Genomic DNA, 25,997 nt, shown 5'->3' with positions numbered 1-25,997 from the left:
GGTGATCATCCTGATCGCAATCTTCATGCACTGATGCCGGTCCAGTGTGGGAGGGGGCAAGCCCCCTCCCACATTTGGTCTGCAGTGTCAGGAAGTCAGTCGTCGAACCCGACCTGCTCGTGAATCTCATCCACCTTCAATTCCAACCGATACGCTACCGCGATAAACAGCGCCTGGCACAGGCACAAGGTGGCGCTCAGCGAGCGGAAAGCAAACGACGAACCTTCATTCACCAACAACACCGCGTTCGCCCGCTTGGCCAGGGGCGACAGGTTGCTGTCGGTGATGATCAGGGTCTTGGCCTGATGGTGCTGGGCGATGCGCAAGCAGTGTTGGGTCTCCTTGCCATACGGCGTGAAGCTGATGGCGATCACCAGGTCATTGGCGCGTACGCTGCGCATCTGCTCGCGGTAGCTGCCGCCCAGGCCGGAAATCAAATGGATGCGCTTGTTGGTGTGCTGCAGGTTGTAGACCAGGTAGTCGGCCACCGCGAACGAACGGCGCACACCCACCACGTAGATATTGTCGGCGTTGACCACCAGGTCCACGGCCTTGTCGAACGCAACGTCATCCAGTTCCAGCCCCAGACGCTCGATGCCCGATAGCGTGGCGTTCACGCATTCGCGCGCCAGGTCGCCGCCGCTGGCCTTCTGCGACTTGTTGGCAATCATGCTGCGAATGCGCTGCTGGTAGTTCTGTACCGGCGTGGTCTTGTGGGTGTAGGCCTCGCGAAACAGCGCCTGCATCTCACTGAAACCACTGAAGCCGAAACGCTGGGAGAACCGCACGATGGCCGACGGATGCACTTCGCATTCACGGGCAATGTCGCTGATGCGGTCGACCATGATCCGGTCGCTCTGCTGGCTCATGTAGCTGGCGATGCGCTTGAGCTGGCGCGGCAGGCTTTCGTATTCGTCGGTGATCAGCTGCAACAGGCGTTCGGCATTGACCGGAGTGCTGGCGAGTGGGACTTCCAGGGTGGTCTCGGGATCGGTGCGGGACATGGGCAATCCTTCTGGCGTGTTCGTCTGATGCGCTGATGGGTGGCGCAAGTCTACAGGGTAGGCGCAAAAAAATACCCCGGCATCACGGCGCCCGTGGGCTGCTGAAACGATGCACGCGGGCTGGGGTGCCATTATGCTGGCTTATTGGAAAAAATATTCCACTAAAAATAATTCTGGAATAAATATTGATTGCGGCCGCCGGACGTTCTAGTCTGCTCTCACCAAGAGCGTGTGCCGTCACCACGGCGGCACCACGCAGGCTGATAAAAATAACAGGAGCCAGCATGGGCCAGACTCGTTTTGCCAGTGGGCGTCAATTGGATCTGATTTGCCTCGGGCGCCTGGGCGTCGACCTCTACGCACAGCAAGTAGGTGCGCGGCTTGAGGACGTGTCCAGCTTCGCCAAGTACCTCGGCGGTTCCTCCGCCAACATCGCCTTCGGCACTGCCCGACTGGGCCTCAAGTCGGCGATGCTGAGCCGCGTGGGGGACGACCATATGGGTCGCTTCCTGGTGGAATCCCTGGCCCGCGAAGGCTGTGATGTCAGCGGCATCAAGGTCGACCCGGAACGGCTCACCGCCCTGGTGCTGCTGGGCCTCAAGGACCGCGAAACCTTCCCGTTGGTGTTCTACCGCGAAAACTGCGCCGACATGGCCCTGCGCGCCGAAGACATCAGCGAAGCCTTTATTGCCTCCAGCAAGGCGCTGCTGATCACCGGCACGCATTTCTCCACCGATGGCGTGTACAAGGCCAGCATCCAGGCGCTGGACTATGCGGCCAAGCACAACGTCAAGCGCGTGCTGGATATCGACTACCGGCCCGTGCTGTGGGGCCTGGCAGGCAAGGCGGATGGCGAGACGCGGTTTGTCGCCGACCAGAATGTCAGCCAGCATGTGCAGAAAATCCTGCCGCGTTTCGACCTGATCGTCGGCACCGAGGAAGAATTCCTGATCGCCGGTGGCAGTGAAGACCTGCTCACCGCACTGCGCACCGTGCGCGAACTCACGCCCGCCACCTTGGTAGTCAAGCTCGGCCCGCAGGGTTGCACGGTGATTCACGGTGCGATTCCTGCGCGCCTGGAAGACGGCGCGATCTACCCCGGCGTGCGCGTCGAAGTGCTCAATGTGCTGGGCGCCGGCGATGCGTTTATGTCGGGCTTTCTCAGCGGCTGGATCAACGACGCCAGCGATGAACGTTGCAGCCAACTGGCCAATGCCTGTGGCGGCCTGGTGGTCTCGCGCCACGCCTGCGCCCCGGCCATGCCGACGCCGGCCGAGTTGGATTACCTGTTCAACAGCCCAGTGCCGATCACGCGGCCGGACCAGGACGTGACCCTGCAACGCCTGCACCGCGTCAGCGTGCCGCGCAAGCAATGGAAGCAATTGTTCATTTTTGCCTTCGACCACCGCTGGCAATTGGTCGACCTGGCGCAGCGCGGCGGCCAGGATCCGGCGCGTATCAGCGACATCAAGCAACTGTTTATCCAGGCCATCGAACGGGTGGAAAAAAAGCTCGCCGAGCAGGGTGTTGCCGCCGATGTGGGCCTGTTGGCCGACCAGCGCTTCGGCCAGGACGCGCTCAACGCCGCCAGCGGTCGCGGCTGGTGGATCGCGCGCCCGGTGGAAGTGCAGAACTCGCGGCCCCTGGCCTTCGAGCATGGGCGTTCGATTGGCAGCAACCTGATCGCCTGGCCCCAGGAACAGATCATCAAGTGCCTGGTGCAATTCCACCCGGATGACGAACCCTTGTTGCGCCTGGAACAGGAAGCCCAACTCAAGGCCGTGTATGACGCGTCCCTGGTCAGCGGCCATGAACTGCTGCTGGAAGTCATCCCGCCCAAGGATCACCCGTCCACCTACCCGGACGCGCTCTATCGCAGCCTCAAGCGCCTGTACAACCTGGGCATCTACCCGGCGTGGTGGAAGATCGAAGCGCAGTCGGCCGAGGACTGGAAAAAGCTCGATGCGCTGATCCAGGAGCGCGACCCGTACTGCCGTGGCGTGGTGTTGCTGGGCCTGAATGCCTCGGCACAGTTTCTCGCAGACGGCTTCCAGCAAGCACGCCTGAGCACCACCTGCCGTGGGTTTGCCGTGGGTCGCACGATTTTCCAGGAGCCGAGCAAGGCGTGGATGGCGGGGGAGATTGATGATGAAACCCTGATCCAGCAGGTACAGGCGACGTTCGAGCAACTGATCAATGCCTGGCGCAGTGCCCGAACCTGAACCCAGTTCCTGATTTGAAAGGCAATCCAATGTGGGAGGGGCAAGCCCCTTCCCACATAAAGCAGATCTCAGTGATACCTGAAAATAATAAAGGTGCAGCCATGCCCGCAATCCGAATTGGCATCAACCCGATCTCCTGGAGCAACGACGACCTGCCAGCCCTGGGCGGTGAAACGCCGCTGAGCACCGCCTTGAGCGAGGGCAAGGAAATCGGCTACGAAGGTTTTGAACTCAACGGTAAATTCCCCAAGGACGCCAAAGGCGTCGGCGACGTACTGCGCCCTTATGACCTGGCGCTGGTCTCCGGCTGGTATTCCAGCCGCCTGGCCCGCCGCTCGGTGGCCGAAGAAATCGAAGCCATCACCGCTCACGTCGAATTACTGAAACAGAATGGCGCCAACGTGCTGGTTTACGGTGAGGTGGCCGATTCGATCCAGGGCTCGCGCATTCGCCTGATCGAACGCCCGCGTTTCCATAGCGAGCAGGCCTGGCAGGCGTACGCCGACAAGCTCACCGAGTTGGCGCGCTTCACCCTGTCCCAAGGCGTACGTCTTGCCTATCACCATCATATGGGCGCCTACGTCGAATCCCCGGAAGACATCGACCAGTTGATGAAAAGAACCGGCCCGGAAGTCGGCCTGCTGTTTGATTCGGGTCACTGCTATATGGGCGGCGGCGAACCGCTGGAGGTGCTGCGCAAGCACATCGACCGCGTCTGCCACGTGCATTTCAAGGACGTGCGCAAACCGGTGGTGCAACTGGCGCGCAACCAGATGTGGAGCTTCCCGGACTGCATCGTCAACGGCACGTTTACCGTGCCCGGCGATGGCGATATCGACTTTGCCGAGTTGCTCGATGTGCTGCTCGCGGCGAAATACGAGGGTTGGCTGGTGGTGGAAGCCGAGCAGGATCCGGCAGTGGCGCCCAGCTATATCTACGCGAAAAAGGGTTATGACACCCTGCGCGCTCTGCTCACAGAGAGGACCCAGTGATGAGCCTGTTGGTCAAAAGCAGCAAACGCGGGCAAACCATGGTTGCCCTGGAAGAGGGCCGGCTGGAATACGTCGGGTTCAAAGCCTACCGCCTGAGCCTGGGCGAAACCCTGCCGGTCAGCGCTGGCGATAAAGAGCTGTGCCTGGTGCTGCTCAGCGGTCGGGTGAACATCGAAGGCGAGGGCTTCAACTGGCAGAACCTCGGCGATCGCCAGTCGGTGTTCGAGGACAAGTCCCCGTTCGCCGCCTACCTGCCGCCGGGCGCCGACGCCCAGGTGACCGCCTTGAGCGATGTGCAGATTGCCGTCTGCGCCGCCCCCGGTGCCGGCGGTTACGAACCACGCCTGATCCGCCCCGAAGACTGCAAGCGCAGCGTGCGTGGCAAAGGTGCCAACACGCGCTATGTGTGCGACATCCTGCCCGACACTTCGCCGGCCCATTCGCTGCTGGTGGTGGAAGTGCGCACGCCGTCGGGGCATTCGTCGAGTTACCCGCCGCACAAGCACGACACCGACGACCTGCCGCACCAGAGCTTCCTGGAAGAAACCTACTACCACCAGATCAACCCGCCCCAGGGTTTTGTGTTCCAGCGGGTCTATACCGACGACCGCAGCATTGACCAGGCCATGGCCGTGGAAAACAGCGACCTGGTGGTGGTGCCCAAGGGTTACCACCCGGTCAGCGTGCCGTACGGCTACGAATCTTATTACCTGAACGTGATGGCGGGGCCCAAGCGCGCCTGGCATTTCCACAACGACCCGCAGCACAGTTGGCTGCTGGACCTTTAAGCGGTTTTGGACGGAGAACAACAATGAAGTCGCCTCTACGCTTTGCCCTGAACCGCATGGTCGCACCCAACCTGTCCCTGCCGGATTTCATCCAGTTGGCGGCCGCGCTCAAGTGCGATGCCATCGAAATTCGCAATGACCTGAAAAACCGTGAAATCGAGTACGGCACCCCGGCCAGCCGCGTGCGTGAGTTGTGCGCGGTGCAGGGCATTACCGTGCTGTCGATCAACGCGCTGTACCCCTTTGATGTGTGGAACGACGAGCGCCGCGCCCAGGCGATCAAACTCGCCACCTACGCCCGTGAATGCGGCGCCCAAGGGCTGGTGATGTGCCCGCTCAATGAGCCCGGCGACACGCGCAACGATGCCCAGCGCGCCGCCGGTTTGCGCACCGCGTTGAGCGAGTTGGCGCCGATCCTGCGCGAGTACGGGATTCTCGGTTTCGTCGAACCCCTGGGCTTCGAAGAATCCGCCCTGCGCCGCAAGCGTGTGGCGGTGGATGCGATCAAGTCCATCGGCGGCCTGGATGTGTTCCGTGTGGTGCATGACACCTTCCACCATCACCTGGCCAATGAGCACGAGTTCTTCCCGGAGCTGACCGGCCTGGTGCATATCTCCGGTGTGGAAGATGCCGACGCGCCGCTCAACTCGATTCGCGACGGCCACCGTGTGCTGGTGGGTGAGGGCGACATCCTCGGCAATGCCGCGCAGATCGACACCTTGCTCAGCACCGGTTACAGCGGCTACCTGTCGTTCGAGCCGTTTGCGACCAGCGTGCATGAGTTGGCGGATATCCAGCAGGCGTTGGGGGCAAGCATTGCCCACCTGCAAAATCGTTAAGGGGCGCGACATGACCACCACCCGACTGACCATGGCCCAGGCCCTGGTGAAGTTCCTGGATAACCAATACATCGAAGTCGATGGCGTGCAGAGCAAATTTGTCGCCGGCGTGTTCACCATTTTCGGTCACGGCAATGTGCTGGGCCTGGGCCAGGCGCTGGAGCAGGACAGCGGCGACCTGGTGGTGCATCAGGGCCGCAACGAGCAGGGCATGGCCCACGCCGCCATCGGGTTTGCCAAGCAGCATCTGCGCCGCAAGATCTATGCGTGCACCGCCTCCGTCGGGCCCGGCGCCGCCAATATGTTGACCGCTGCCGCGACCGCCACGGCCAACCGTATTCCGTTGCTGCTGCTGCCCGGCGACGTGTACGCCAGCCGTCAGCCGGACCCCGTGCTGCAACAGATCGAGCAGTTCCATGACCTGAGCATCAGCACCAACGATGCATTCCGTTCGGTGAGCAAATACTGGGACCGTATCAACCGTCCCGAGCAACTGATGACCGCTGCGATCCATGCGATGCGCGTGCTCACCGACCCTGCGGAAACCGGCGCCGTGACCCTGGCGCTGCCTCAGGACGTGCAGGCCGAAGCCTGGGACTATCCCGACTATTTCCTGCAAAAACGTGTGCACCGACTCGACCGTCGTCCGGCCACTGCCGCGATGATCGGCGATGCACTGGCGGCTTTCAGGGGCAAGCGCAAACCGTTGATCATCTGCGGCGGCGGCGTGAAGTACTCCGGCGCGAATGCGGCGTTGCAGGCGTTTGCCGAGCGTTTTGATATTCCGTTCGCGGAAACCCAGGCGGGCAAGAGCGCGGTGGTCTCCAGCCATCCGCTGAATGTCGGCGGCATCGGCGAAACCGGCTGCCTGGCGGCCAACCTGCTGGCGCCCGAGGCGGACCTGATCATTGGTATCGGCACCCGTTACACCGACTTCACCACCTCGTCGAAATCGCTGTTCAAGCATGGCGAGGTGAGGTTCCTCAACCTCAATATCAGCCCCGCCGACGCCTTGAAGCTGGACGGCGTGCAGGTGTTGGCCGATGCCAAGCTGGCCCTGGAAGCGCTGGCCGATGCCCTCGGCGATTACCGCTCTGGCTGGGGCGGGCAGGTTGCCGAGGCCAAGGCGCAGTTGGACGCCGAAGTGGACCGTGTGCACCAGGTGGAATACGAAGGTGACGGCTTCGTCCCCGAGGTCGACGACCACCTGGACCGCGCCGTACTGCGTGAGTTTATCGAGTTGACCGGCTCTTGCCTGACCCAAAGCCGCGTGCTTGGCGTGCTCAACGAAACCCTGGCCGACGACGCGATCATCGTTGCCGCCGCCGGCAGCCTGCCGGGCGATTTGCAACGCGCCTGGCGCAGCAAGGGCGTGAATACCTACCACGTCGAATATGGCTACTCGTGCATGGGCTACGAGATCAACGCGGCCCTCGGCGTGAAGCTGGCCGAGCCGACCAAAGAGGTCTACGCGCTGGTCGGCGATGGCTCCTACATGATGCTGCATTCGGAGCTGGCCACCTCGATCCAGGAGCGGCGCAAGATCAACGTGGTGCTGCTGGACAACATGGCCTTCGGTTGCATCAACAACTTGCAGATCGGCAATGGCATGGACAGTTTCGGCACCGAGTTCCGCTACCGCAACCCCGAGAGCGGCAAGCTCGACGGCGGGTTGGTGCCGGTGGATTTCGCCATGAGTGCGGCGGCCTATGGCTGCAAGACCTACAAGGTCAGCACCGTGGAACAGCTTGAAGCGGCCCTGGCCGATGCGCGTACGCAAACCGTGTCGACCCTGATCGACATCAAAGTGCTGCCCAAGACCATGATCCACGGCTATCTGTCGTGGTGGCGGGTGGGGGTGGCGCAGGTGTCCACCAGCGAACGCACGAATGCCGCAGCGAAAAAACTCAATGAACACCTGGCGAAGGCCCGGCAGTACTAATAACAAGAGGAGTGTTTGTATGTCGTTGAAGCTTGGAGTGATCGGTACCGGTGCCATCGGCCGTGACCATATTCGTCGTTGCAGCCAGACCCTGCTTAACAGCCAGGTGGTGGCGGTCACCGATATCAACCTTGAGCAAGCCGCCATGGTGGTTGCCGATTTGAAGCTGGACGCCGAGGTGTATCCGGACGGCCATGCGCTGATCAACTCGCCGCAGGTCGAGGCCGTTCTCGTGACTTCCTGGGGCCCGAGCCACGAAGAATTCGTGCTCGCCGCCATTGCCGCCGGCAAGCCGGTGTTCTGTGAAAAGCCCCTGGCGGTGACTGCCGAAGGCTGCCGCAAGATCGTCGAGGCCGAAGTGGCCCACGGCAAGCGCCTGGTACAAGTGGGTTTCATGCGCCCGTACGACGAAGGTTATCGCGCCCTCAAGGCAGTGATCGACAGCGGCCAGATCGGCGAGCCGTTGATGCTGCACTGCGCGCACCGCAACCCGACGGTGGGCGAGAGCTACAAGACCGACATGGCGATCACCGACACGCTGATCCACGAGCTGGACGTGCTGCGCTGGTTGCTCAATGACGACTACGTTTCCGTGCAAGTGGTGTTCCCGCGCAAAACCAGCAAGGCCCTGGCCCACCTGCGTGACCCGCAGATCGTTCTGCTGGAAACCGCCAAGGGCACGCGCATCGACGTGGAAGTGTTTGTGAACTGCCAGTACGGCTATGACATCCAGTGCGAAGTGGTAGGGGAGACCGGCATCGCCAAACTGCCGGAGCCTTCACAAGTGCAGATGCGCAGCGGCGCCAAGCTGTCGAACGCGATTCTGATGGACTGGAAGGATCGGTTTATCGGCGCCTATGACGTTGAGTTGCAAGCCTTTATCGACAGCGTGCGCGCCGGGCAAGTCGGCGGGCCGTCGGCGTGGGATGGGTTTGCAGCGGCAGTGGCGGCAGATGCGTGCATCCAGGCGCAGAGCAGCGAGCAGATCGTCAAGGTGAGCTTGCCGGATCGTCCGCACTTCTACGGCTGACACTCGGTCGAGGTTGGAGGGGGCATGGGTATCTACGCAATTCTCAAAGGCTTACACATAACACTGTGGTGAGCGGGCTTGCCCGCGCTGGGCTGCGAAGCGGCCCCAAAACCTTCACCTCGATTGGTCCTGGCGCTCTGCAGTGACCTTATTGGGGCCGCTTCGCAGCCCAGCGCGGGGCAAGCCCGCTCACCACAACAGCCCATTGCCATAGATTCAACATCCACTCGAAGTTGTGTAGATACCTATGCTCATCGGGGGCTTGCCCCCCTCCCACATTTCATTGGGTTTGCACTTTAAAGAAGGAGTGAATCATGCGAATCGGACTAGTCGGCTACGGCCATGGAGGGCGCTTTTTTCATGCGCCGCTGATTGCCACATTGCCCGGCGCCACGTTCGTTGGCGTCGTCACCCGTTCTCCTGAGCGGCGCCTACAGTTGAATACCGACCACCCAGGCGTCCAGGCTTTCAACTCCATCGGCCAGATTGTCGAAGCCGGTGTCGACGCGCTGGTCATCTCCACCACCCTCAAAGGCCGCCCGGCCCTGGTGCTGGAGGCCATTGAACACGGTGTCGCGGTGGTCAGCGACAAGCCCTTTGCCGCCAACGCCGAACAGGCCCAGGCGCTGATCACGGCCGCCGAGCGCCATGAGGTGCTGCTGAGCGTTTACCAGAACCGCCGCTGGGACTCGGACTACCTGACCTTGCGCAAACTGATCGACGCCGGCGCCCTGGGCACCATCACCCGTTTCGAATCCCGCGTGGAACGCTACAGCCCCCAAGCGGTGGGCAATGCCAGTGGCGGCGGTTGGCTGCGTGATTTGGGCAGCCATTTGGTGGACCAGGCACTGCAACTGTTCGGCCCGGTGGAGCGGGTGTTTGCGCAATTGCACTACACCGCCGAACACCCCAGCGTCGACCACGGTTTTTTTGTCTCCCTGACCCACGCCAACGGGGTGATTTCCCACCTCTGGGGCAACGCCCTGCAAAACAGCCAGGCCCCGCGTTTTCGCGTCAGTGGCAGTTTGGGCTGTTACACGGTGGAGGGCCTCGATGGCCAGGAAGAAGCGCTGATGGCCGGCAAATCGCCGAAAACCGAAGGCGAGCACTGGGGCGCCGAGGAGCACCGACGCTGGGGTTGGTTCGAGCAAGGGGATGAGCGTGAACGGGTGCCATCGGAAAAGGGCTGCTGGACGCAGTTCTATCGTCAATTGCAAGCCGCCGTGCAAGGGCAGGGACCTTTACCGGTAGACGCCTATGAGGCGCTGGAAACCACCCGTATATTGGACGCCGCACGCCTGAGCGCCGAGCGCCAGCAGGTGGTTTCAACAAAAATAGAATAAAATTCTAAAACAGGTTGATATGGAAATTATTTTCCAATAAAGTCTTTTCCAGGTTGCATAAAGTACGTCTTGGGCTCGACCCCGGCGACTCAACAAAAACAAGATCAAAAACAACCAGGTACCGTCAGATGAAAATCTTCAACGCTGTACTGCGAGTTTTACGCCCTGCTCACACGCCACGCGGTCTGCCCCGCGCCCGGCCGTTCTACTTCTCCTTCCTTAATGTGCTGTGCGTCGAAAACAAAGGCGCGCTGGTCTGCTGCATTCCTGGCGCACCGGTCGTACGACTGCCCGCCGAGCTCTGATAAACGCAACGTCCAAAAAACCAACAAGAAAGTGGAGACAGACCGTTCATGAAGACCCCGATCCGTTTTACCGCGCTGGCCCTGTCCGTGCTGCTCGCCAGCGGTGTTGCCTCGGCTGCTGATCTGAAGATAGGCGTGAGCATGTCCGCCTTCGATGACACCTTCCTCACCTACCTGCGTGAAGACATGGACAAGCAAGCCAAGTCCTACCCTAAAGGTGACGGCGTGCAGCTGCAGTTCGAAGACGCCCGCGCCGACGTGGTGAAGCAACTGAGCCAGGTCGAGAACTTTATCAGCCAGAAGGTCGACGCCATCATCGTCAACCCGGTGGACACTGCCTCTACGGCGAACATCATCAAGGCTGCTACCACCGCAAAAATTCCGCTGGTGTTCGTCAACCGCCGCCCCGACAGCCCAACGTTGGCGTCAGGCGTCGCGGCAGTGGTGTCCGACGACGTCGAGGCCGGCAAACTGCAAATGCAATACATCGCCGAAAAACTCGGCGGCAAGGGCAACGTCGTGATCCTGTTGGGTGACCTGGCAAACAACTCCACCACCAACCGCACCAAGGGCGTGAAGGAAGTCCTGACCAAGTACCCAGGCATCAAGATCGAGCAGGAACAGACCGGCATCTGGTTGCGTGACAGGGGCATGACCCTGGTCAACGACTGGTTGACTCAAGGCCGCGATTTCGACGCGGTGCTGGCCAACAACGATGAAATGGCGATTGGCGCGTCCATGGCGCTGAAATCGGCAGGCAAGAAAGGCGTGCTGATCGCGGGTGTCGACGGCACGCCGGACGGCCTCAACGCGATCACCAAGGGCGACATGACCGTGTCGGCCTTCCAGGATGCCAAGGGCCAGGCGGACAAATCGGTGGAGACGGCGCGCAAGATGGCCAAGAACGAACCCATCGAGCAGAACGTGGTGATCCCGTTCCAGTTGATCACCCCGGACAACGTCAAAGACTTCAAGTAGCCCTGACATAACAACAATAAACCGGCAGGGCGGTCGTGCCCGCCCTGCTGATGGAGTACCTCCCTATGCTCGCTCAAGCCGCTGTCTCGCAGCCCCCCGGTCTCCAGCCGCTGGCGCTGGAAGAACCCTACCTGCTGGAAATCGTCAACATCAGCAAAGGCTTTCCCGGCGTCGTGGCCCTGGCCGACGTGCAACTGCGTGTACGCCCTGGCACCGTACTGGCGCTGATGGGCGAGAACGGTGCAGGTAAGTCGACCTTGATGAAAATCATCGCCGGCATCTATCAGCCAGACGCCGGTGAAATCCGCCTGCGCGGCAAGCCCATCGTATTTGAAACGCCCCTGGCGGCCCAGAAGGCCGGGATCGCGATGATCCACCAGGAACTCAACCTGATGCCGCACATGAGCATCGCCGAGAACATCTGGATCGGCCGCGAGCAGCTCAACAGCCTGCACATGGTCAACCACCGCGAAATGCACCGCTGCACCGCCGAGTTGCTGGCGCGCCTGCGCATCAACCTCGACCCGGAAGAACACGTCGGCAACCTGAGCATCGCCGAGCGACAGATGGTCGAGATTGCCAAGGCGGTGTCCTACGACTCCGACATCCTGATCATGGACGAACCGACGTCGGCCATTACCGAGAAGGAAGTGGCCCACCTGTTTTCGATCATTGCCGACCTCAAGTCACAGGGCAAAGGCATCGTCTACATCACCCATAAAATGAACGAAGTGTTTGCGATCGCCGATGAAGTGGCGGTGTTCCGTGACGGCCATTACATCGGCCTGCAACGTGCTGACAGCATGAACAGCGACAGCCTGATCTCGATGATGGTCGGGCGTGAACTGAGCCAGTTGTTCCCGGTACGCGAAACGCCTATCGGCGAGCTGCTGATGTCGGTGCGCGACCTGACCCTGGACGGCGTGTTCAAGGACGTCTCCTTCGATCTGCATGCCGGCGAGATCCTCGGTATTGCCGGGCTGATGGGCTCTGGCCGCACCAACGTGGCGGAAACCATCTTTGGCATCACCCCCAGCAGCAGCGGCCAGATCACCCTGGACGGCGCACCGGTACGCATTACCGACCCGCACATGGCCATCGAGAAAGGCTTCGCGCTGCTGACCGAGGACCGCAAGCTCAGTGGGCTGTTCCCGTGCCTGTCGGTGCTGGAAAACATGGAGATGGCCGTGCTGCCGCATTATTCGGGCAACGGTTTTATCCAGCAGAAAGCCCTGCGCGCCTTGTGTGAGGAGATGTGCAAGAAGCTGCGGGTGAAGACCCCTTCGCTTGAGCAGTGCATCGACACCTTGTCCGGCGGCAACCAGCAGAAAGCCTTGCTCGCCCGTTGGCTGATGACCAATCCACGCTTACTGATCCTGGATGAGCCGACTCGCGGTATCGACGTCGGCGCCAAGGCCGAGATCTATCGCTTGATCTCGTTCCTGGCCAGCGAAGGCATGGCGGTGATCATGATTTCCTCGGAGCTGCCTGAAGTGCTGGGCATGAGCGACCGGGTGATGGTGATGCACGAAGGTGAACTGATGGGCACCCTGGACCGTGCGGATGCGACCCAGGAAAAAGTCATGCAGTTGGCCTCCGGTATGTCCGTGGTCCACTGAAGAATTGCACAGAATAAGAAGGTGATTGGCTATGAACGCAATAACAGACAACAAGCCTGCCACGGCACCGGTCAAGCACCGGCGTCGACTGCCCACCGAGCTGAGCATCTTCCTGGTGCTGATCGGCATCGGCCTGGTGTTTGAGTTGTTCGGCTGGATCGTGCGGGACCAGAGTTTTTTGATGAACTCCCAGCGCCTGGTGCTGATGATCCTGCAGGTGTCGATCATCGGCCTGCTGGCCATCGGGGTGACCCAGGTAATCATTACCACGGGGATTGATTTGTCGTCCGGGTCGGTTTTGGCGCTGTCGGCGATGATCGCCGCCAGTTTGGCGCAGACCTCCGACTTTTCCCGAGCCGTGTTCCCAAGCCTGACCGATTTGCCGGTGTGGATCCCGGTAGCGATGGGGCTGGGTGTGGGACTGCTGGCGGGGGCGATCAACGGCAGCATCATTGCTGTCACCGGTATCCCACCGTTTATCGCCACACTGGGCATGATGGTGTCGGCCCGTGGCCTGGCGCGTTACTACACTGAAGGCCAGCCGGTGAGCATGCTTTCTGACTCGTACACGGCCATCGGTCATGGCGCGATGCCGGTGATCATCTTCCTGGTGGTGGCGGTGATCTTCCATATCGCCCTGCGCTACACCAAGTACGGCAAGTACACCTACGCCATCGGCGGCAACATGCAGGCGGCGCGGACCTCGGGGATCAACGTCAAGCGCCACCTGATCATCGTCTACAGCATCGCGGGCCTGCTGGCTGGCCTGGCCGGTGTGGTGGCCTCGGCACGCGCTGCCACCGGGCAGGCGGGCATGGGCATGTCCTATGAGCTGGACGCGATTGCTGCGGCGGTCATCGGCGGCACCAGCCTGGCGGGCGGGGTAGGGCGCATCACCGGCACGGTGATCGGCGCGCTGATCCTCGGGGTGATGGCCAGCGGGTTTACGTTTGTGGGTGTGGATGCGTATATCCAGGACATCATCAAGGGCTTGATCATTGTGGTGGCGGTGGTCATCGACCAATACCGCAACAAGCGCAAACTCAAGCGCTGACGCAGTACAAAATGTGGGAGGGGGCTTGCCCCCGATAGCGGAGTGTCAGCCAGCAGATTTATTTACTGACCCACCGCTATCGGAGGCAAGCCCCCTACCACATTTGAAAATCACCAGGCAGATCTAACCGTTTGTCTTCTATATAGCTCCACAAACTTGAATTTCTTGCTATAAACGCACTCCGATAACCGTTCGCCAAGCCCGTTCTGGTGCCTTTTGGGGTTGTGTCGGTAAAAATGCCTGTCTTTTCAGTTGCTGCGCCCTCAAGTCGGCCTTAGACTGCCGCCCCTCGTAAATTGAGTGCCGGGTGGCGCTTGGAATGGATGGCGCCCTTCCGAGACCTGCAGAGGTCGGCCGGAACGCTCCCTTATTCGCCTTAATGCACGTATTTTTTATAGAGAAATCAATGACAAAGGAAAAGTTGCTGGCCATGCCGGCGGATGACTACATGAATGCCGAACAGCACGCTTTTTTTGAGCAGTTGCTGCAAGACATGAAAGTGGAGCACCACGAGCGCATTGAACAGAACCGTATCGCCATTGAAAGCCTGGACACCCCGGCTGACCCGGCCGACGCTGCTTCCGTGGAAGAAGAGCGCACCTGGTTGGTAAACGCCATCGACCGCGACCAGCGCATGCTGCCGCAACTTGAGCGTGCACTGGAACGCATCAAGGAAGATTCCTTTGGCTGGTGCGATGACAGCGGCGAGCCTATCGGCCTCAAGCGCCTGCTGATCAGCCCGACCACCAAGTACTGCATCGAAGCGCAAGAGCGCCACGAGCAGATCGACAAGCACCAGCGTCAAGCCTGATGCGGTGAAGCTGGGGGCCGTGTAGGCGGCTCCCCAGAGAAAAACCCGTTACACCCCGTCTATTGATCTGCTGCAAGCCACCCCACTAAAGGCCCATGGATAATGGCCCGATAGTGGCGTTTAATGCAGGCACAATAACGACAAGCAGCGGGGTAACGAAGATGGCTGGAGACGGAACTCTGATGGGCGCAGCAGTGCCACCCGATGCGGTGGTGCGCGGGTTGCCCGGCTGGTTGATGCCGCTCTTGCAGAGCACCGCCCTGGTGCTGGTCCTGCTGGGCCTTGCGTTGGCCAGCCTGCCGCTGTATCTCTGCCTGCCATTGACCTTGCTGGTCATCTGGTTGCCCCGCCTCAAAAGTCCCAAGCCTGTGATTGCGCAGTCTGATGCCGCCGATGCCGCCGATGCGATGGGCGAGCTGACCCGCGATCTGTCCTATACCACCAGCCATAACGCATTGTCCGCCGCCGGCGTGGCCTATTCGGTCAAGCAACTGGCTGCGCGTGTGCAGTCGCAATTGAGCGCGGCCAAGCAGATTGTCAACAATGCCGAAGTGATGATCGGCACCGAGAAGATCACCTCCCAACTCAGCCGTGAGGCCTTGGCGGCCGCCAGCCAGGCCCATCAGCGCAGCACTGAAGGTCGTGAAGTGCTGGCCCAGTCGATCATCCGCATGCACCAGCTCAGCCAGCGCGCCAACGCCAGCCGAGAGCTGATCGAAGCCTTGAGTCAGCGCAGCGAAGAAATCCAGCGCGTCACCCTGGTGATTCAGTCCATCGCCAGCCAGACCAACTTGCTGGCGCTTAACGCCGCGATTGAAGCGGCGCGGGCCGGTGAGCATGGGCGCGGGTTTGCCGTGGTGGCGGACGAAGTGCGCGGGCTGGCCGGTCGTACCGCCACGGCCACCGATGAGGTCGGGGTGATGGTGGCGGACATCCAACAACGCACGGCTCAGGTGGTGGAGCAGATTCGCCAGTTGTCGGCGGATCTGCACACCGGCGTCGAGCAAGTGGAGCAAGCCGGCGAGCAACTGCACAGCATCGCCAGCCTGGCGGCGGATGTGGAAGGGCAGGTCAGTGAGATCGCCCAGGGTACCGACACCAACCGCGCCCAACTCGATAGCTTGTTCCACGCCGTTGAGCAGATGCGCAGCGACCTGGACGTGAGCGACCAGCAAACCCGCCAACTGGCCGACGCCGCCGTGCAAATGGAGGGGCAGGCAGAAACCATCAGCGAACGCCTGGCGGAGGTCGGGCTGGATGACTATCACCAGCGTGTCTACGACCTGGCGCGCGAAGGGGCCAGCCGCATTGCCGCGCAGTTCGAGGCAGACGTGCAGCAAAGCCGCATCAGCCTGGACGACTTGTTCGACCGCAGCTACACGCCAATCCCCAAAACCAGCCCGAGCAAGTATCACACGCGCTTCGACGGTTACACCGACCAGGTGTTGCCGGCGATTCAGGAGGCGCTGCTGCCGCGTCACGAAGGGCTGGTGTTTGCGATTGCCTGCACGCCCCAAGGCTATGTGCCGACCCACAACAAGGCGTTTTCCCAGGCGCTGACCGGAGATGCCCAGGTGGATGCGGTGCAGAATCGCACCAAGCGCAAGTTCGAGGACCGCACAGGGATTCGTTGTGGCAGCCATCAGCAAGCGGTGCTGTTACAGACCTATACCCGTGATACCGGCGAGCTGATGCATGACCTGTCGGTGCCGATCATGGTTCTGGGGCGGCATTGGGGTGGCTTGCGTCTGGGGTATAAGCCTGAGGGCGCGAAGGCTCTGCGTTAGGCGCTTGTGCAAGCGCCTGCGAGCTGCAGGCGCTTTGCAGCGACGCGGTTACCGAGGTTGATGCAGGCGCTGGTTGAGCTCATCCACGCAGATGGCCCATTCGGCGTCTTCACGCAGTTCTTCCTTGAGAAACTGAGCCTGTTGCGGCGTCCAGAACGGGGCGTCGATCAATTTGACGTCGTCACTCAGCGGGTGCGCGGCAATGAAAGTGTCGATGGCTTGCGGCGACGAGTCCAGGCCCAGTTGTTCAAATAACGTTTCGAGTGTAGGTAGTGGCGCGTCCATATCAGTCTCCCTGCGGGTTTTAGGATCGTTACGCATGGGAGGCTTGTGGCGCGGTAGAGTTCGATCGGATTGTCAGGAGGTCAGCGCCCCTGAATCCACTGCGGTCTTGAGCGCCAGGGCGGATTCTTTGCCAGCGATGGCAGCGGTATCCAGTGTCTTGAACCAACGGTCCTTTTCCACCTGGTGCGTGGTGACGGTGGTCAACGGTGGCTTGGCGCGCATCACGATCACTGCTTGAAACTCACCGTCTACTTCCCTTGCGTCGCCGTGGATGAAAAATTCGCCAATATCAAATTCCGTCACGTATAGCCTTCCCTTCGAGGTAACCAACTGCACTGATGAAACCTGACCCAAGCGGGGCCAATTTCAATGGACGGGCCAGTATGGCAGTTGTTGAGGGGCGGCGGCGCAGTAAAGTCATCCGGGTGACGAAACGATCCCGTCGTGCAGGGAGGCCTCCAGCCGCTTGGCCAGTTCGCAGGCCTGGACATGGTCGCTGCGAAAGCCTTTGATCCTGCCGCTGGTGACTTCGCGGATATGAAAGAAGTTTCTTCCGGCCGGTACTACCTGGTAAAGAATAGAATTGGGGTACCCGTTGGGACTGTGCAAGCAGTAGTATTGGTGTTCGTCCTGAAACGATGAGCGAGTTAGGGAAGACGTAGCGTCGTTTGGGCGTCGGTGCATGGTCGGCTCCTGTCGATCGATCTTTGTTGACCCAGCAGCAGCGTTACAGGTGGTTTTAACCCGCGTTGCTGTTTTAGTATTGTCGTCGGCAGCCGGCCGTTGGTTCCATGCCAGGCTGTCCTGGCTTGTTTGAATTGTCGGAAACTACGTTTTTTAAGGGCGTTATTCTCTGAAGCGGGTCGACCGGTATTCTCTGGTTATTGAACCTGTGATCTCCTGTGATGGCTGATGACCTTGCACAAGGCTCATTGTGTACGTCGGTACTAGTCTTCGGACGCAGCCGCGAGATCTTCTTCAGTTTTTCTATGAATGTGTTGTGTGATCGTGCCGAGATGGCCGTTTTTTTGTGCTGCCCGCTCTGGCGGACGGCGCTCTTTTCGATGTGGGGGCGTTTCCTTGGCAGTCAGTAATCTGGATATGCACGCGTTGTTCGTGCTGGGTGATTTGCGCGCAAAGTTGGTCAAGCAGTTTCAATCCCGTTTCGTTTACATCACTGAGCAGACGCCAGAAGGCATCTACGTTGCCGAAATCGACACCGAGGCAGCGATGGTCGTGGATGACAAACCGCGCCTGGAGCTCAAGGTGGGTGACCATTTTCGTGCTGCGGTACTGCCCAGTCGCGAAGGTGGCAAGTTCGAACTCAAGTTCCGCGATATCAAGTTGACGGTGTATGGCCTGGGCGACTACGCCTTTGTGTCGACGGCCGATGGCTACGGCATCGTCTTCAAGGAAGGCCACAGCGTGATGCTGGTATTTGCGGCCAACGAACAACTGCAGGAAGGCCTGACCAAAACCCTCAAGGCCGTGACCGGCAAGGCCGCCAAATGGCGCAAGGGTGAGCTGGTGACATTCAAGGCCAGCGAATAACCAGCAAATACAGCGAACATCTCCTATCTCCCGGAACCTCTACTACAGTTGAGTTGACTTAACTATTCAGAGGCTTCGCGCTTAGTCAGCAAAGCCGTCCGCTGTTTGCTGTGATATCGCGAGGTGCAAGGGCATGAAAGGATTGAGAACGCTGTTGGCGGCGTCGTTGACGGCCATGAGCCTGTCAGTGTCGGCCGCACAGGCGCCGGTACACTTTGCCGACCTGAACTGGGAAAGCGGCAGCCTGATCACCGAAATACTGCGGGTGATTGTCGAGAAGGGTTATGACCTGCCCACCGACACCTTGCCCGGCACCACCATTACGCTGGAAACCGCCCTGGCCAAGGACGACATCCAGGTCATCGGTGAAGAGTGGGCGGGACGCAGCCCGGTGTGGGTCAAGGCCGAAGCCGAGGGTAAGGTTGCGGGCTTGGGCGATACGGTCAAAGGTGCCACCGAGGGGTGGTGGGTGCCGGAATACGTGGTCAAGGGCGATCCCGCCAAAGGTATCAAGCCCCTGGCGCCGGACCTCAAGAGCGTGAAGGACCTGGCCCGTTACAAGGATGTGTTCAAGGACCCGGAATCCCCAGGCAAGGGGCGCTTTCTCAACAGCCCCATCGGCTGGACCTCGGAAGTGGTCAACAAGCAGAAGCTCAAGGCTTATGGCCTTGACGACAGCTACGTGAACTTCCGCAGTGGTTCGGGGGCGGCGCTGGATGCCGAAATTGCCTCGTCGATCCGCCGGGGCAAGCCGGTGTTGTTTTACTACTGGTCGCCGACGCCCTTGATGGGCCGCTATAAGTTGATCCAGTTGGAAGAGCCGCCGTTCGATGCCGAAGCCTGGAAAACGCTGACGGATGCGGATAATCCCGATCCAAAGCCTACGCGGTCCCTGGCGTCCAAATTGAGCATTGGTGTGTCTACCCCGTTCCAGAAGGAACATCCGCAGATTGCGGCAGTTTTCGAGAAGGTCGAATTTCCGATAGAGCCGCTGAATAAAGCCTTGGCGAGCATGAGCGAGAAGCACACACCGCCACGGGAGGTGGCTCAGGTGTTCTTGAAAGAGCACCCTGAAGTGTGGAAGGCCTGGTTACCGGAGGATGTGGCGGGGAAGGTGGAGGCAAGCTTGAAGTGAGTCTTGCTAGCTGCTGAAGGTCAAACTGTGGGAGCGAGCAAGCCCGCTCCCACAGTTGATTGCATTCCAGGTTTAGAAACGGGTTTGCAGCGCGACCTCGAAGGTTCTCGGCGAGCCCAGGTAATAAGCCGGCGACACATGGGCAAACTCGGCATACACCTCATTGGTCAAGTTACGCACCCGGCCAGTGACCGAGGTGTGAGCATCCACCTTGTAGCGCAGGAACGTGCCAAACAGGGTGTAGGCGGGCACGGTCATCGTATTGGCGTTATCCGCATAAACCTCGGCGACATAACGTGCGTCCACGCCCCCTTGCCAGTCCTCGGCGAAATCATAAGTCAACCACAGGTTACCTACGCGCTTGGGCACGTTGGTCGGTGTATTGCCCTTGCGCGAAACCACCGCACCGCTGGCGATCTTCTCGTTGAACTCGTCGTACTCCGCATCCACCCAGGCGAAGTTGCCCTCTGCCAGTAACCTCGGTGTGAGGCGCAGCGAAGTGGCCAGCTCGATGCCCCTGGACGACTGCGCGCCGACCGGGATACTGCTGGTCGGGGCCTGCGGGTCGGTGACGGCAAAATCCTTGCGCTCGATCCGGTAGGCGGCCACGGTGGCTGAGCCACGCCCGTCCAGGTAGTCGAACTTGCTGCCCACTTCCCACTGCTTGCCAGTCGATACATCGAACACCTGCGTGGTGGTGTTCGGTTGCTCGGCGGCGGTGCTGTACTGCACGTAAACATTTGCTGATGGGACAAACTGATAGGTCAGGCCCACCCGGCCGGTCACCGGCTCCCAACGGCGCTTGAAGTGCCGCGGGTTGGTGGCCGTGACTGCGCGGTGGTTGGTCACATCCAGGTCGATGGCGTCATAACGCAGGCCGGTCAGCAACGAGAGCTTGTCGGTGAGGCCCAGTCGGTTCTCCACGAACAGCGCTTTGGTGGTGACTTCATTGGTCTTGTCCTCACCGAACTTCTCCTGGGTTCGCGGTAGGTCGTAGAAGTGGCCGGGGTTGAAGGCGTTCGGATCCACCGTGCTGTTGCCCGGCACATTCCAGGGCGTGTTAGTGGTGCTGTTGACCTTGTACTCAAAGCCGCCGGACCACGTGGTCGACAGGCCAAAGACACGGGCGTCATGGCGCAGCTCGAACTGGTTGCCGTTCTGTTCACCTTGATGGCGCACCTGGTAGGCGGTGGAGCGGTTCACCGCGCTGTTATTGGCGTTGTACTGGTAGGTCTCCAGGTTGCGGTAGTCGCGTTGGCTGTCGAGATGATAGAGGGTGTTTTTCAGAGTGGTGCTGTCGTTGATCCGGTAGTCGATGATCGAGCGTGCCCACAGCGTGCGCTGCTCATAACGACCGTCTGCGACGTTGTAGTTGTTGAAACGGTTATGTGTGTCGATTTTCAACTCGCCGGCCTTGGGGTTGAGCACGGGCGTGCCCCAATACGGGCTGTCTTCATGCTCATCCTGATATTCCAGGGCCAGGGTGTGGGACAGGTTGGGGGTGAGGTCGCTGAGCAGGGAAAACGCCAGGCTCCAGGCATCGCGTTGAGCGCGGTCGATGTAGCTGTGATGGGTGTTGCGGCTGACGTCCAGGCGCGCATAGTGCTGCACCTCGGCGCCCGGTTCGGTCAGGGCATGGTTCACGCCGAAGGCCATGCCGGCCGTGTCGTAGCTGCCATAGGTCAGTTGGCCTTCGGCAGCGTGTTCCTCACGGGTCGCCAACTTGGTCACGTAGTTCAGCGAGCCGCCCACGGAGCCGGCCCCGTTGATCAGGGAGGAAGGGCCGCCGACCAGTTCCACCCGATCATAGATCCACGCATCCACCGGCCGTGCCAGGCCGGTGGCAACGTTGATCCCATTGAACATCTGGGTGATCTGGCTGCTGGTAAATCCACGATAAGACACAAAACCTCCAAATCCCGGCGGAGCGCTGGCATTGACGCCAGGCAGGGTGTTGGCGGCATCACGGAAGGTCTTGGCGCCGTGGCGTTCAATATCGTTGCGATTGGCAATGGCTACTGACGCCGGGGTTTCCCGCACGCTCAATCCCAAGCGCGAAGCCACGCCGCTGGATTGCTCCAGGCTCAGGCCGGGTTCGGTTGTTGACTCGCCATCAATGGTGGTCGGGGCCAGCTCGATGGCCCAGGTGCAGACAGGCAGGCAGCCGAACAGGCCCGCCAACAGGGGTAAATGTTTCATGGTTGAATCCTGAAAAACTTGGCTTGAAAGCAACGCACAGCCTTGCGTATTTCCTTGGGGAAACGGTGGCCGGTGCAGATCGGAAAGCGCAGGGATCAGGTGAAGGCAGGCGGGGCACGCGGATTAGCCGTGGGCCAGGTGACGCGGGCGGGGGTGTCAGCGCGGGTGACGATTGCTGGCGGTGGTGCGTGAGGTTGTGGCAACACCTCCACATTCAGGCTGGAGCTGAGCGCCGGCCCCATACCACCGGTGGAACACAGTGGGCAACCAAATGCCTTGGACAGCGTGGGCAGGTTTTCATCGGTGGAGTTGGACGGCTTGGGCGCCTGGGTACGCGGGTCCACGGTACAGAACTGACCGCCGATGCCATTGAGCTGCATCCCGACCATCTGCCCATGCCCAATACTGCAGACGAACACATTGAACAGGACGCAGCAATACAGCATCCAGGCAATGAGTGAGCGGTCGGCACGGGCAAGTTTCATGGGGCGGCACTTTACCATCAGCCGCCGACGAAATGCCTGCAAAAAATCCCTGGGCGACTATCCTGTCTCGCACCTTTGAGGAGAGCCAGCCATGAGCTTTGTCATCGCACGGTGGATCGTCGGCATTTTTACCTGCATCAGCATGGTCCACCTGTACTGGGCGGCGGGCGGCAAACTCGGCAGCCTGGCGGCCATCCCGCAGCTCCCGGGCGAATTCGCCAGCGGGCCTCGTCCTGCGTTCAAACCATCGGCTTTGGGCACATTTCTGGTGGCAATGGGTTTGGTCGCGATTGCACTGCTCGTCTGCCTGCGAGCCGGGCTGTATTTCTCGCCGGTATCCCACGGAGCATTGCAGTGGGGGATCAGTGCGATTGCCTTGGTGATGTTTGCCAGGGCGATTGGGGACTCGGAGTTGGTGGGGTTTTTCAAGAAGGTCGGCGGATCGCGGTTTGCGAGGATGGATACGTGGGTTTATTCGCCGTTGTGTTTGGGGTTGGGGGTGGGGTTGTTGGTGGTGGCGTGGGGGTGAGGCCCGATCGTTTTTTTAGGTTCCTGGGTCATGGTTGAATGAAGTACAAGTTCGACATGGAGCCGGAAATTCTCTTGGCTTTTCCCAGCTTAAGATATTCGTTGAAGTCATTCTCCAAAGACGCTTTGTTTGTGTATTTCTTGTATTTGTTCGGCACCTCACATGCGTACATATACAGCCGCCAAGGGTCGAAGCCGTCGATCCTCTCATCAGGGCCATAATCGAAATCGACACAAATGTTAGATAGATAAACACTGCAACCAACACCATGCAGCTCGTAGGTAATGTCTTCGGTAAGGAGCCCGCATTGCGGAATCTTTTTGGCGCGCCATAGCCCCAGAATATTTTTGGTTCCGAACGTGCGCTCAAGTAGGTCTGTTGCTTTTTTAACCTGTGATAAATATTCGGTTATCAAGTTTTCCAGGGTCTGAGTTTTCATCTTCTTGGCCTTTCCAATCTATCGAGCCCGACTGCATTTGAAGCATCTACCACATCTTTGGTGCTGCTGAATGAGCTTTTGTGGCTATCTAAATCTTTGATCAATCTTATGGTGACTGGCGTGCGTGTGCGCCTTGCTGCCGAAGCTCTATGGTATCGCCATGGTTTAAATGTCACAATTTTTGTTTTTGCACCACTTGGATTGTTGAGGTTTATAGTTATGCGAGATGATCAAAATTTGTCTTCATTAGTTCCATGTGTTTTGATTTGGCGGTGCAGGTGTTTTAGGTTTGGCTTTTGTTGATGTCATCCAGCGATTATTGCTCTCGCTAATTCGGGTTATAAGCTTTGCAATAATATTGCTTTTCGCAAGCTTGGTGTTATTTGAATTAAGATTTTTCTCGTGACAACCTTAATGGATTGTGCTTGTAATCTTATTCGCTCCGGCATGTCAATCTCGATGTGATTTTCGAATTTTGCTTGGGTTGGTCTGCAGTGCGCAGTATTGTCGCTTAGTTATATGTTAGTGAAAGCTTGCATCTATTCGTTCGACTTCTAACTTGATGAGGCCCTCATTGAGGTGGGGGTGGTCGTAATGCACGCCTTGGTCATTGAGCAGCGTGAAGGAAAAAAGTTTTCGTCTTGCAATTATCCGTAAAGGAAATAGGAGTAGCCCTTGCCTATTTCAATTTCATAAGGACAGTAGGTGATAAAGCAATTAATGAGTACTTCATCGATAAGTAGCATAACGTCTTCTTCTATGTCGGCATTGAGTGCTATAACCAAAGCTGTTTTGTAATGGGTTGTGTGATCTGTTGAATTATTCATTGGTTAAATTATTTTGTGTTTTTTTGGGTTGTTTTTATAACTTATCTGTGTTTTTGGTGTTTGAGTTTTAGGTTGGTTGCCTCATAAAAATAAATATCAGTAGGGTCTCCAATAAATATCAGAGTGCTGTTAGTTGCTTGGTTTTTATATTGCTTGCCAAGGTTGTATATTTATAGTTTGTGGTGAATAAAATTGTAGGTGTCTTGAATATTTATTTTCTGTATTTTGTTTTTTTTGAGTGCTGAAGATATCTCGTCTTTGAATTTTGTTGGGTATATAAACTGCGTTGCTGCATGTGTTTCTTCTTCATAGAATCTACAGAGTAATAAGCTGTCATTCGAGTCTAAAAAATAACCAATGTTTTTTGCGGTAATATTTTTTTCAAAAATCAACATGTTTTTCCAGAGTGTCTCTATTTCGCTTTTTGTTTTTTCTATTATTAAAAAAACGCTACTTGACCCTTCTAGCGCTAAGCTGTTTATTTTTATTGGCGTGTTTGGCCTGTTTTTGATCATGGAGTATGTGTTGCTTTTTTCGTTTTTTTGCAAGAAATCTCCACTTTTGAGCTGGCTGGTTAAGTCTTTCCTTAATAAGTATTCCTCAGTTTTTGAGTTGGGCTTTTTCCCGCGAATTACTTTCCACTCTCTTTTAAAGCACCACGTCTCAGAAAGGTGCTCCACGACACTGCACCAACTTTTCCATAAATCAGGAAAGTTGTGGTCTACCAAGGTTGTGGTAGTAAATTTACTGTTGTTTATGCTGTCCGCATCTGTCCAAGGCCTGATGCCGAGTTCGTTTATATAAGCGGTTTTCATTTTGATCTCTTAAAATACGTGTGGGAGTCGTCACCAATTTTTAGTGGGGTCTTAATTTCGTTTATCGTATTTTTGGTATTGAAGTGTGGGCCATGATTTCCTTCTAAGTGTCCGAGAGAGTGTTCGTAAATCGTAGTAAGGTGGCCATCTTTTAAGCTAAAAACATATACCCGTCCCATTATGTGCTTATCCTGATCGCGAATTTTATCTCGGTAAATTGCTAATGGTTGAGTGTTTTTTGGAATCCCTCCGATTTCTTTGGCTCTCCTGAATGCTCCGTTCCTCGATAGGTTGCTATCCGTGCCCTTGGGGAGTTCTGCCTCGCCGTCATTGACCTTGGCGTTTTTCGCCGGATCCTCAGCGGTGTATTTTGGCTTGCATGCATCCGCACCTGGGCACGTGCTTAAACCCAGCACATCCACCCACCCGGTAGGGTTGGGCACGTACTGGTACGCATTGATCCCGCCCGCCAACTTCACCGGGTCAGGTGTCAGGTAACGCCCAATATCTGGATTGTAGTAGCGATGACGGTTGTAGTGCAGCCCGCTTTCCTGATCAAAGTACTGACCCTGAAAGCGCAGCGGGTTGTCGATTTTACCTTTGTCGAGACGACTGATCTGGCCGTAGGCGCGGTAGTGCGCGGACCAGACGATTTCGCCGTCTGGGTCGGTGAGTTCCTGTGGCGTGCCGAGGTGGTCGAGTTGGTAGTGGTAGGGCTGGGTGTCGGTTGGGCCGAAGCCGTCCAGCAGCGCCAAGGGTCGAAAGCTGTCGGGTTCGTAAAGGTAGCTGCGGTGGCGATCTGCATGGTGCTCGGCAATCAGCTTGTCGCCTTGCCAGAAGAACTCCGTGGTGATGCCGTCTACGGTTTTACTGATACGCCGTCCAAACGGGTCGTAGCGGTAGCTGGCGGTTTGCCCGTTGGGTTGTGTGACGGCAATCAGGCGGTGCTGGCAGTCGTAGCGGTACTGGGTGACCAGTTGGTGACCTTTGCCTCTGCGTTCACCGATCAGGTTGCCGA

The 25,997-nt window shown here is 58.6% G+C and carries 25 protein-coding genes; 16 read left to right on the top strand and 9 right to left on the bottom strand.

Features of this window, described 5'->3' with window-relative positions:
* Window positions 1-95: 95 nt before the first annotated feature.
* Window positions 96-1,004 carry a MurR/RpiR family transcriptional regulator gene (locus tag EJD88_RS18370; protein WP_099585120.1) on the bottom strand — a complete coding sequence of 303 codons (909 nt, stop codon included), beginning with the start codon at window positions 1,002-1,004 and terminating at the stop codon, window positions 96-98.
* A gap of 82 nt (window positions 1,005-1,086) precedes the next feature.
* Entirely contained in the window at window positions 1,087-1,290 is a 204-nt protein-coding gene (locus EJD88_RS18365) for a hypothetical protein (protein ID WP_143522444.1), read from the bottom strand.
* Here EJD88_RS18365 and iolC point away from each other — a divergent pair.
* The 13 genes from iolC to EJD88_RS18305 all read left to right on the top strand — a co-directional run bounded on the left by iolC (window position 1,289) and on the right by EJD88_RS18305 (window position 16,714).
* Entirely contained in the window at window positions 1,289-3,226 is a 1,938-nt protein-coding gene (iolC, locus tag EJD88_RS18360; protein WP_099585119.1) for a 5-dehydro-2-deoxygluconokinase, read from the top strand. The genes EJD88_RS18365 and iolC overlap by 2 nt on opposite strands.
* Window positions 3,227-3,327: 101 nt before the next feature.
* Entirely contained in the window at window positions 3,328-4,218 is an 891-nt protein-coding gene (gene iolE, locus EJD88_RS18355; RefSeq protein ID WP_112194937.1) for a myo-inosose-2 dehydratase, read from the top strand.
* Complete coding sequence (gene iolB, locus EJD88_RS18350; RefSeq protein WP_099585117.1) at window positions 4,218-5,006, top strand: 5-deoxy-glucuronate isomerase; 789 nt, start codon at window positions 4,218-4,220, stop codon at window positions 5,004-5,006. The genes iolE and iolB overlap by 1 nt, the downstream gene beginning before the upstream one ends.
* 23 nt (window positions 5,007-5,029) lie before the next feature.
* Window positions 5,030-5,845 (top strand): TIM barrel protein, encoded by an 816-nt coding sequence (locus EJD88_RS18345; protein ID WP_099585116.1) that lies wholly within the window; start codon window positions 5,030-5,032, stop codon window positions 5,843-5,845.
* A 10-nt stretch (window positions 5,846-5,855) separates the two neighbouring features.
* On the top strand, window positions 5,856-7,787 hold the full coding sequence (gene iolD, locus EJD88_RS18340; RefSeq protein WP_158878678.1) for a 3D-(3,5/4)-trihydroxycyclohexane-1,2-dione acylhydrolase (decyclizing): 1,932 nt from the start codon (window positions 5,856-5,858) through the stop codon (window positions 7,785-7,787).
* 19 nt (window positions 7,788-7,806) lie between these two features.
* Window positions 7,807-8,817 carry a Gfo/Idh/MocA family protein gene (locus tag EJD88_RS18335; protein ID WP_158878677.1) on the top strand — a complete coding sequence of 337 codons (1,011 nt, stop codon included), beginning with the start codon at window positions 7,807-7,809 and terminating at the stop codon, window positions 8,815-8,817.
* A gap of 314 nt (window positions 8,818-9,131) precedes the next feature.
* Window positions 9,132-10,160, top strand: a complete 1,029-nt coding sequence (locus EJD88_RS18330; RefSeq protein ID WP_158878676.1) for a Gfo/Idh/MocA family oxidoreductase — start codon at window positions 9,132-9,134, stop codon at window positions 10,158-10,160.
* Between the two features lie 128 nt (window positions 10,161-10,288).
* On the top strand, window positions 10,289-10,465 hold the full coding sequence (locus EJD88_RS27025; protein WP_012723783.1) for a hypothetical protein: 177 nt from the start codon (window positions 10,289-10,291) through the stop codon (window positions 10,463-10,465).
* A gap of 48 nt (window positions 10,466-10,513) precedes the next feature.
* Window positions 10,514-11,443 (top strand): sugar ABC transporter substrate-binding protein, encoded by a 930-nt coding sequence (locus EJD88_RS18325; RefSeq protein WP_158878675.1) that lies wholly within the window; start codon window positions 10,514-10,516, stop codon window positions 11,441-11,443.
* A 65-nt stretch (window positions 11,444-11,508) separates the two neighbouring features.
* Entirely contained in the window at window positions 11,509-13,062 is a 1,554-nt protein-coding gene (locus EJD88_RS18320) for a sugar ABC transporter ATP-binding protein (protein ID WP_112194944.1), read from the top strand.
* 31 nt (window positions 13,063-13,093) lie between these two features.
* Window positions 13,094-14,116 carry an ABC transporter permease gene (locus EJD88_RS18315; RefSeq protein WP_024076018.1) on the top strand — a complete coding sequence of 341 codons (1,023 nt, stop codon included), beginning with the start codon at window positions 13,094-13,096 and terminating at the stop codon, window positions 14,114-14,116.
* 406 nt (window positions 14,117-14,522) lie between these two features.
* On the top strand, window positions 14,523-14,927 hold the full coding sequence (locus EJD88_RS18310) for a TraR/DksA C4-type zinc finger protein (RefSeq protein ID WP_010564800.1): 405 nt from the start codon (window positions 14,523-14,525) through the stop codon (window positions 14,925-14,927).
* A gap of 95 nt (window positions 14,928-15,022) precedes the next feature.
* Window positions 15,023-16,714 carry a methyl-accepting chemotaxis protein gene (locus tag EJD88_RS18305; RefSeq protein ID WP_371926561.1) on the top strand — a complete coding sequence of 564 codons (1,692 nt, stop codon included), beginning with the start codon at window positions 15,023-15,025 and terminating at the stop codon, window positions 16,712-16,714.
* A 48-nt stretch (window positions 16,715-16,762) separates the two neighbouring features.
* Here EJD88_RS18305 and EJD88_RS18300 read toward each other — a convergent pair whose 3' ends face one another.
* On the bottom strand, window positions 16,763-16,999 hold the full coding sequence (locus EJD88_RS18300) for a DUF2789 domain-containing protein (protein WP_158878673.1): 237 nt from the start codon (window positions 16,997-16,999) through the stop codon (window positions 16,763-16,765).
* 72 nt (window positions 17,000-17,071) lie between these two features.
* A complete protein-coding gene (locus EJD88_RS18295) occupies window positions 17,072-17,302 on the bottom strand; it encodes a hypothetical protein (RefSeq protein WP_099585108.1) in 231 nt (76 codons plus the stop codon).
* Window positions 17,303-18,100: 798 nt separating this feature from the next.
* On the opposite strand from EJD88_RS18295, the gene EJD88_RS18290 reads away from it, so the two are divergent.
* A complete protein-coding gene (locus tag EJD88_RS18290) occupies window positions 18,101-18,550 on the top strand; it encodes a hypothetical protein (RefSeq protein ID WP_177411611.1) in 450 nt (149 codons plus the stop codon).
* Between the two features lie 133 nt (window positions 18,551-18,683).
* Complete coding sequence (locus tag EJD88_RS18285; protein ID WP_158878672.1) at window positions 18,684-19,685, top strand: ABC transporter substrate-binding protein; 1,002 nt, start codon at window positions 18,684-18,686, stop codon at window positions 19,683-19,685.
* A gap of 72 nt (window positions 19,686-19,757) precedes the next feature.
* Here the strand turns inward: EJD88_RS18285 and EJD88_RS18280 are convergent, their stop codons facing one another.
* Together EJD88_RS18280 and EJD88_RS18275 are read right to left on the bottom strand one after the other, a co-directional pair.
* Window positions 19,758-21,884 (bottom strand): TonB-dependent siderophore receptor, encoded by a 2,127-nt coding sequence (locus tag EJD88_RS18280; protein WP_158878671.1) that lies wholly within the window; start codon window positions 21,882-21,884, stop codon window positions 19,758-19,760.
* Between the two features lie 95 nt (window positions 21,885-21,979).
* On the bottom strand, window positions 21,980-22,369 hold the full coding sequence (locus tag EJD88_RS18275) for a DUF2946 domain-containing protein (RefSeq protein ID WP_158878670.1): 390 nt from the start codon (window positions 22,367-22,369) through the stop codon (window positions 21,980-21,982).
* A 91-nt stretch (window positions 22,370-22,460) separates the two neighbouring features.
* Between EJD88_RS18275 and EJD88_RS18270 the strand changes: the two genes are divergently transcribed.
* Window positions 22,461-22,898 (top strand): DUF3995 domain-containing protein, encoded by a 438-nt coding sequence (locus EJD88_RS18270; protein ID WP_112194952.1) that lies wholly within the window; start codon window positions 22,461-22,463, stop codon window positions 22,896-22,898.
* 28 nt (window positions 22,899-22,926) lie between these two features.
* Here the strand turns inward: EJD88_RS18270 and EJD88_RS18265 are convergent, their stop codons facing one another.
* The 3 genes from EJD88_RS18265 to EJD88_RS18255 all read right to left on the bottom strand — a co-directional run.
* A complete protein-coding gene (locus tag EJD88_RS18265; RefSeq protein WP_158878669.1) occupies window positions 22,927-23,337 on the bottom strand; it encodes a hypothetical protein in 411 nt (136 codons plus the stop codon).
* A 997-nt stretch (window positions 23,338-24,334) separates the two neighbouring features.
* A complete protein-coding gene (locus EJD88_RS18260) occupies window positions 24,335-24,979 on the bottom strand; it encodes a hypothetical protein (RefSeq protein ID WP_158878668.1) in 645 nt (214 codons plus the stop codon).
* Window positions 24,976-25,997, bottom strand: a 1,022-nt coding sequence (locus tag EJD88_RS18255; RefSeq protein WP_178121994.1) for an RHS repeat-associated core domain-containing protein, incomplete at its 5' end; no start/stop codon positions are given. The genes EJD88_RS18260 and EJD88_RS18255, both read right to left, overlap by 4 nt.

Source organism: Pseudomonas sp. PB105 (assembly GCF_009764655.1).
Lineage (GTDB): Bacteria > Pseudomonadota > Gammaproteobacteria > Pseudomonadales > Pseudomonadaceae > Aquipseudomonas > Aquipseudomonas cyclaminis.
This window is presented reverse-complemented; position numbering and strand designations above follow the sequence as displayed.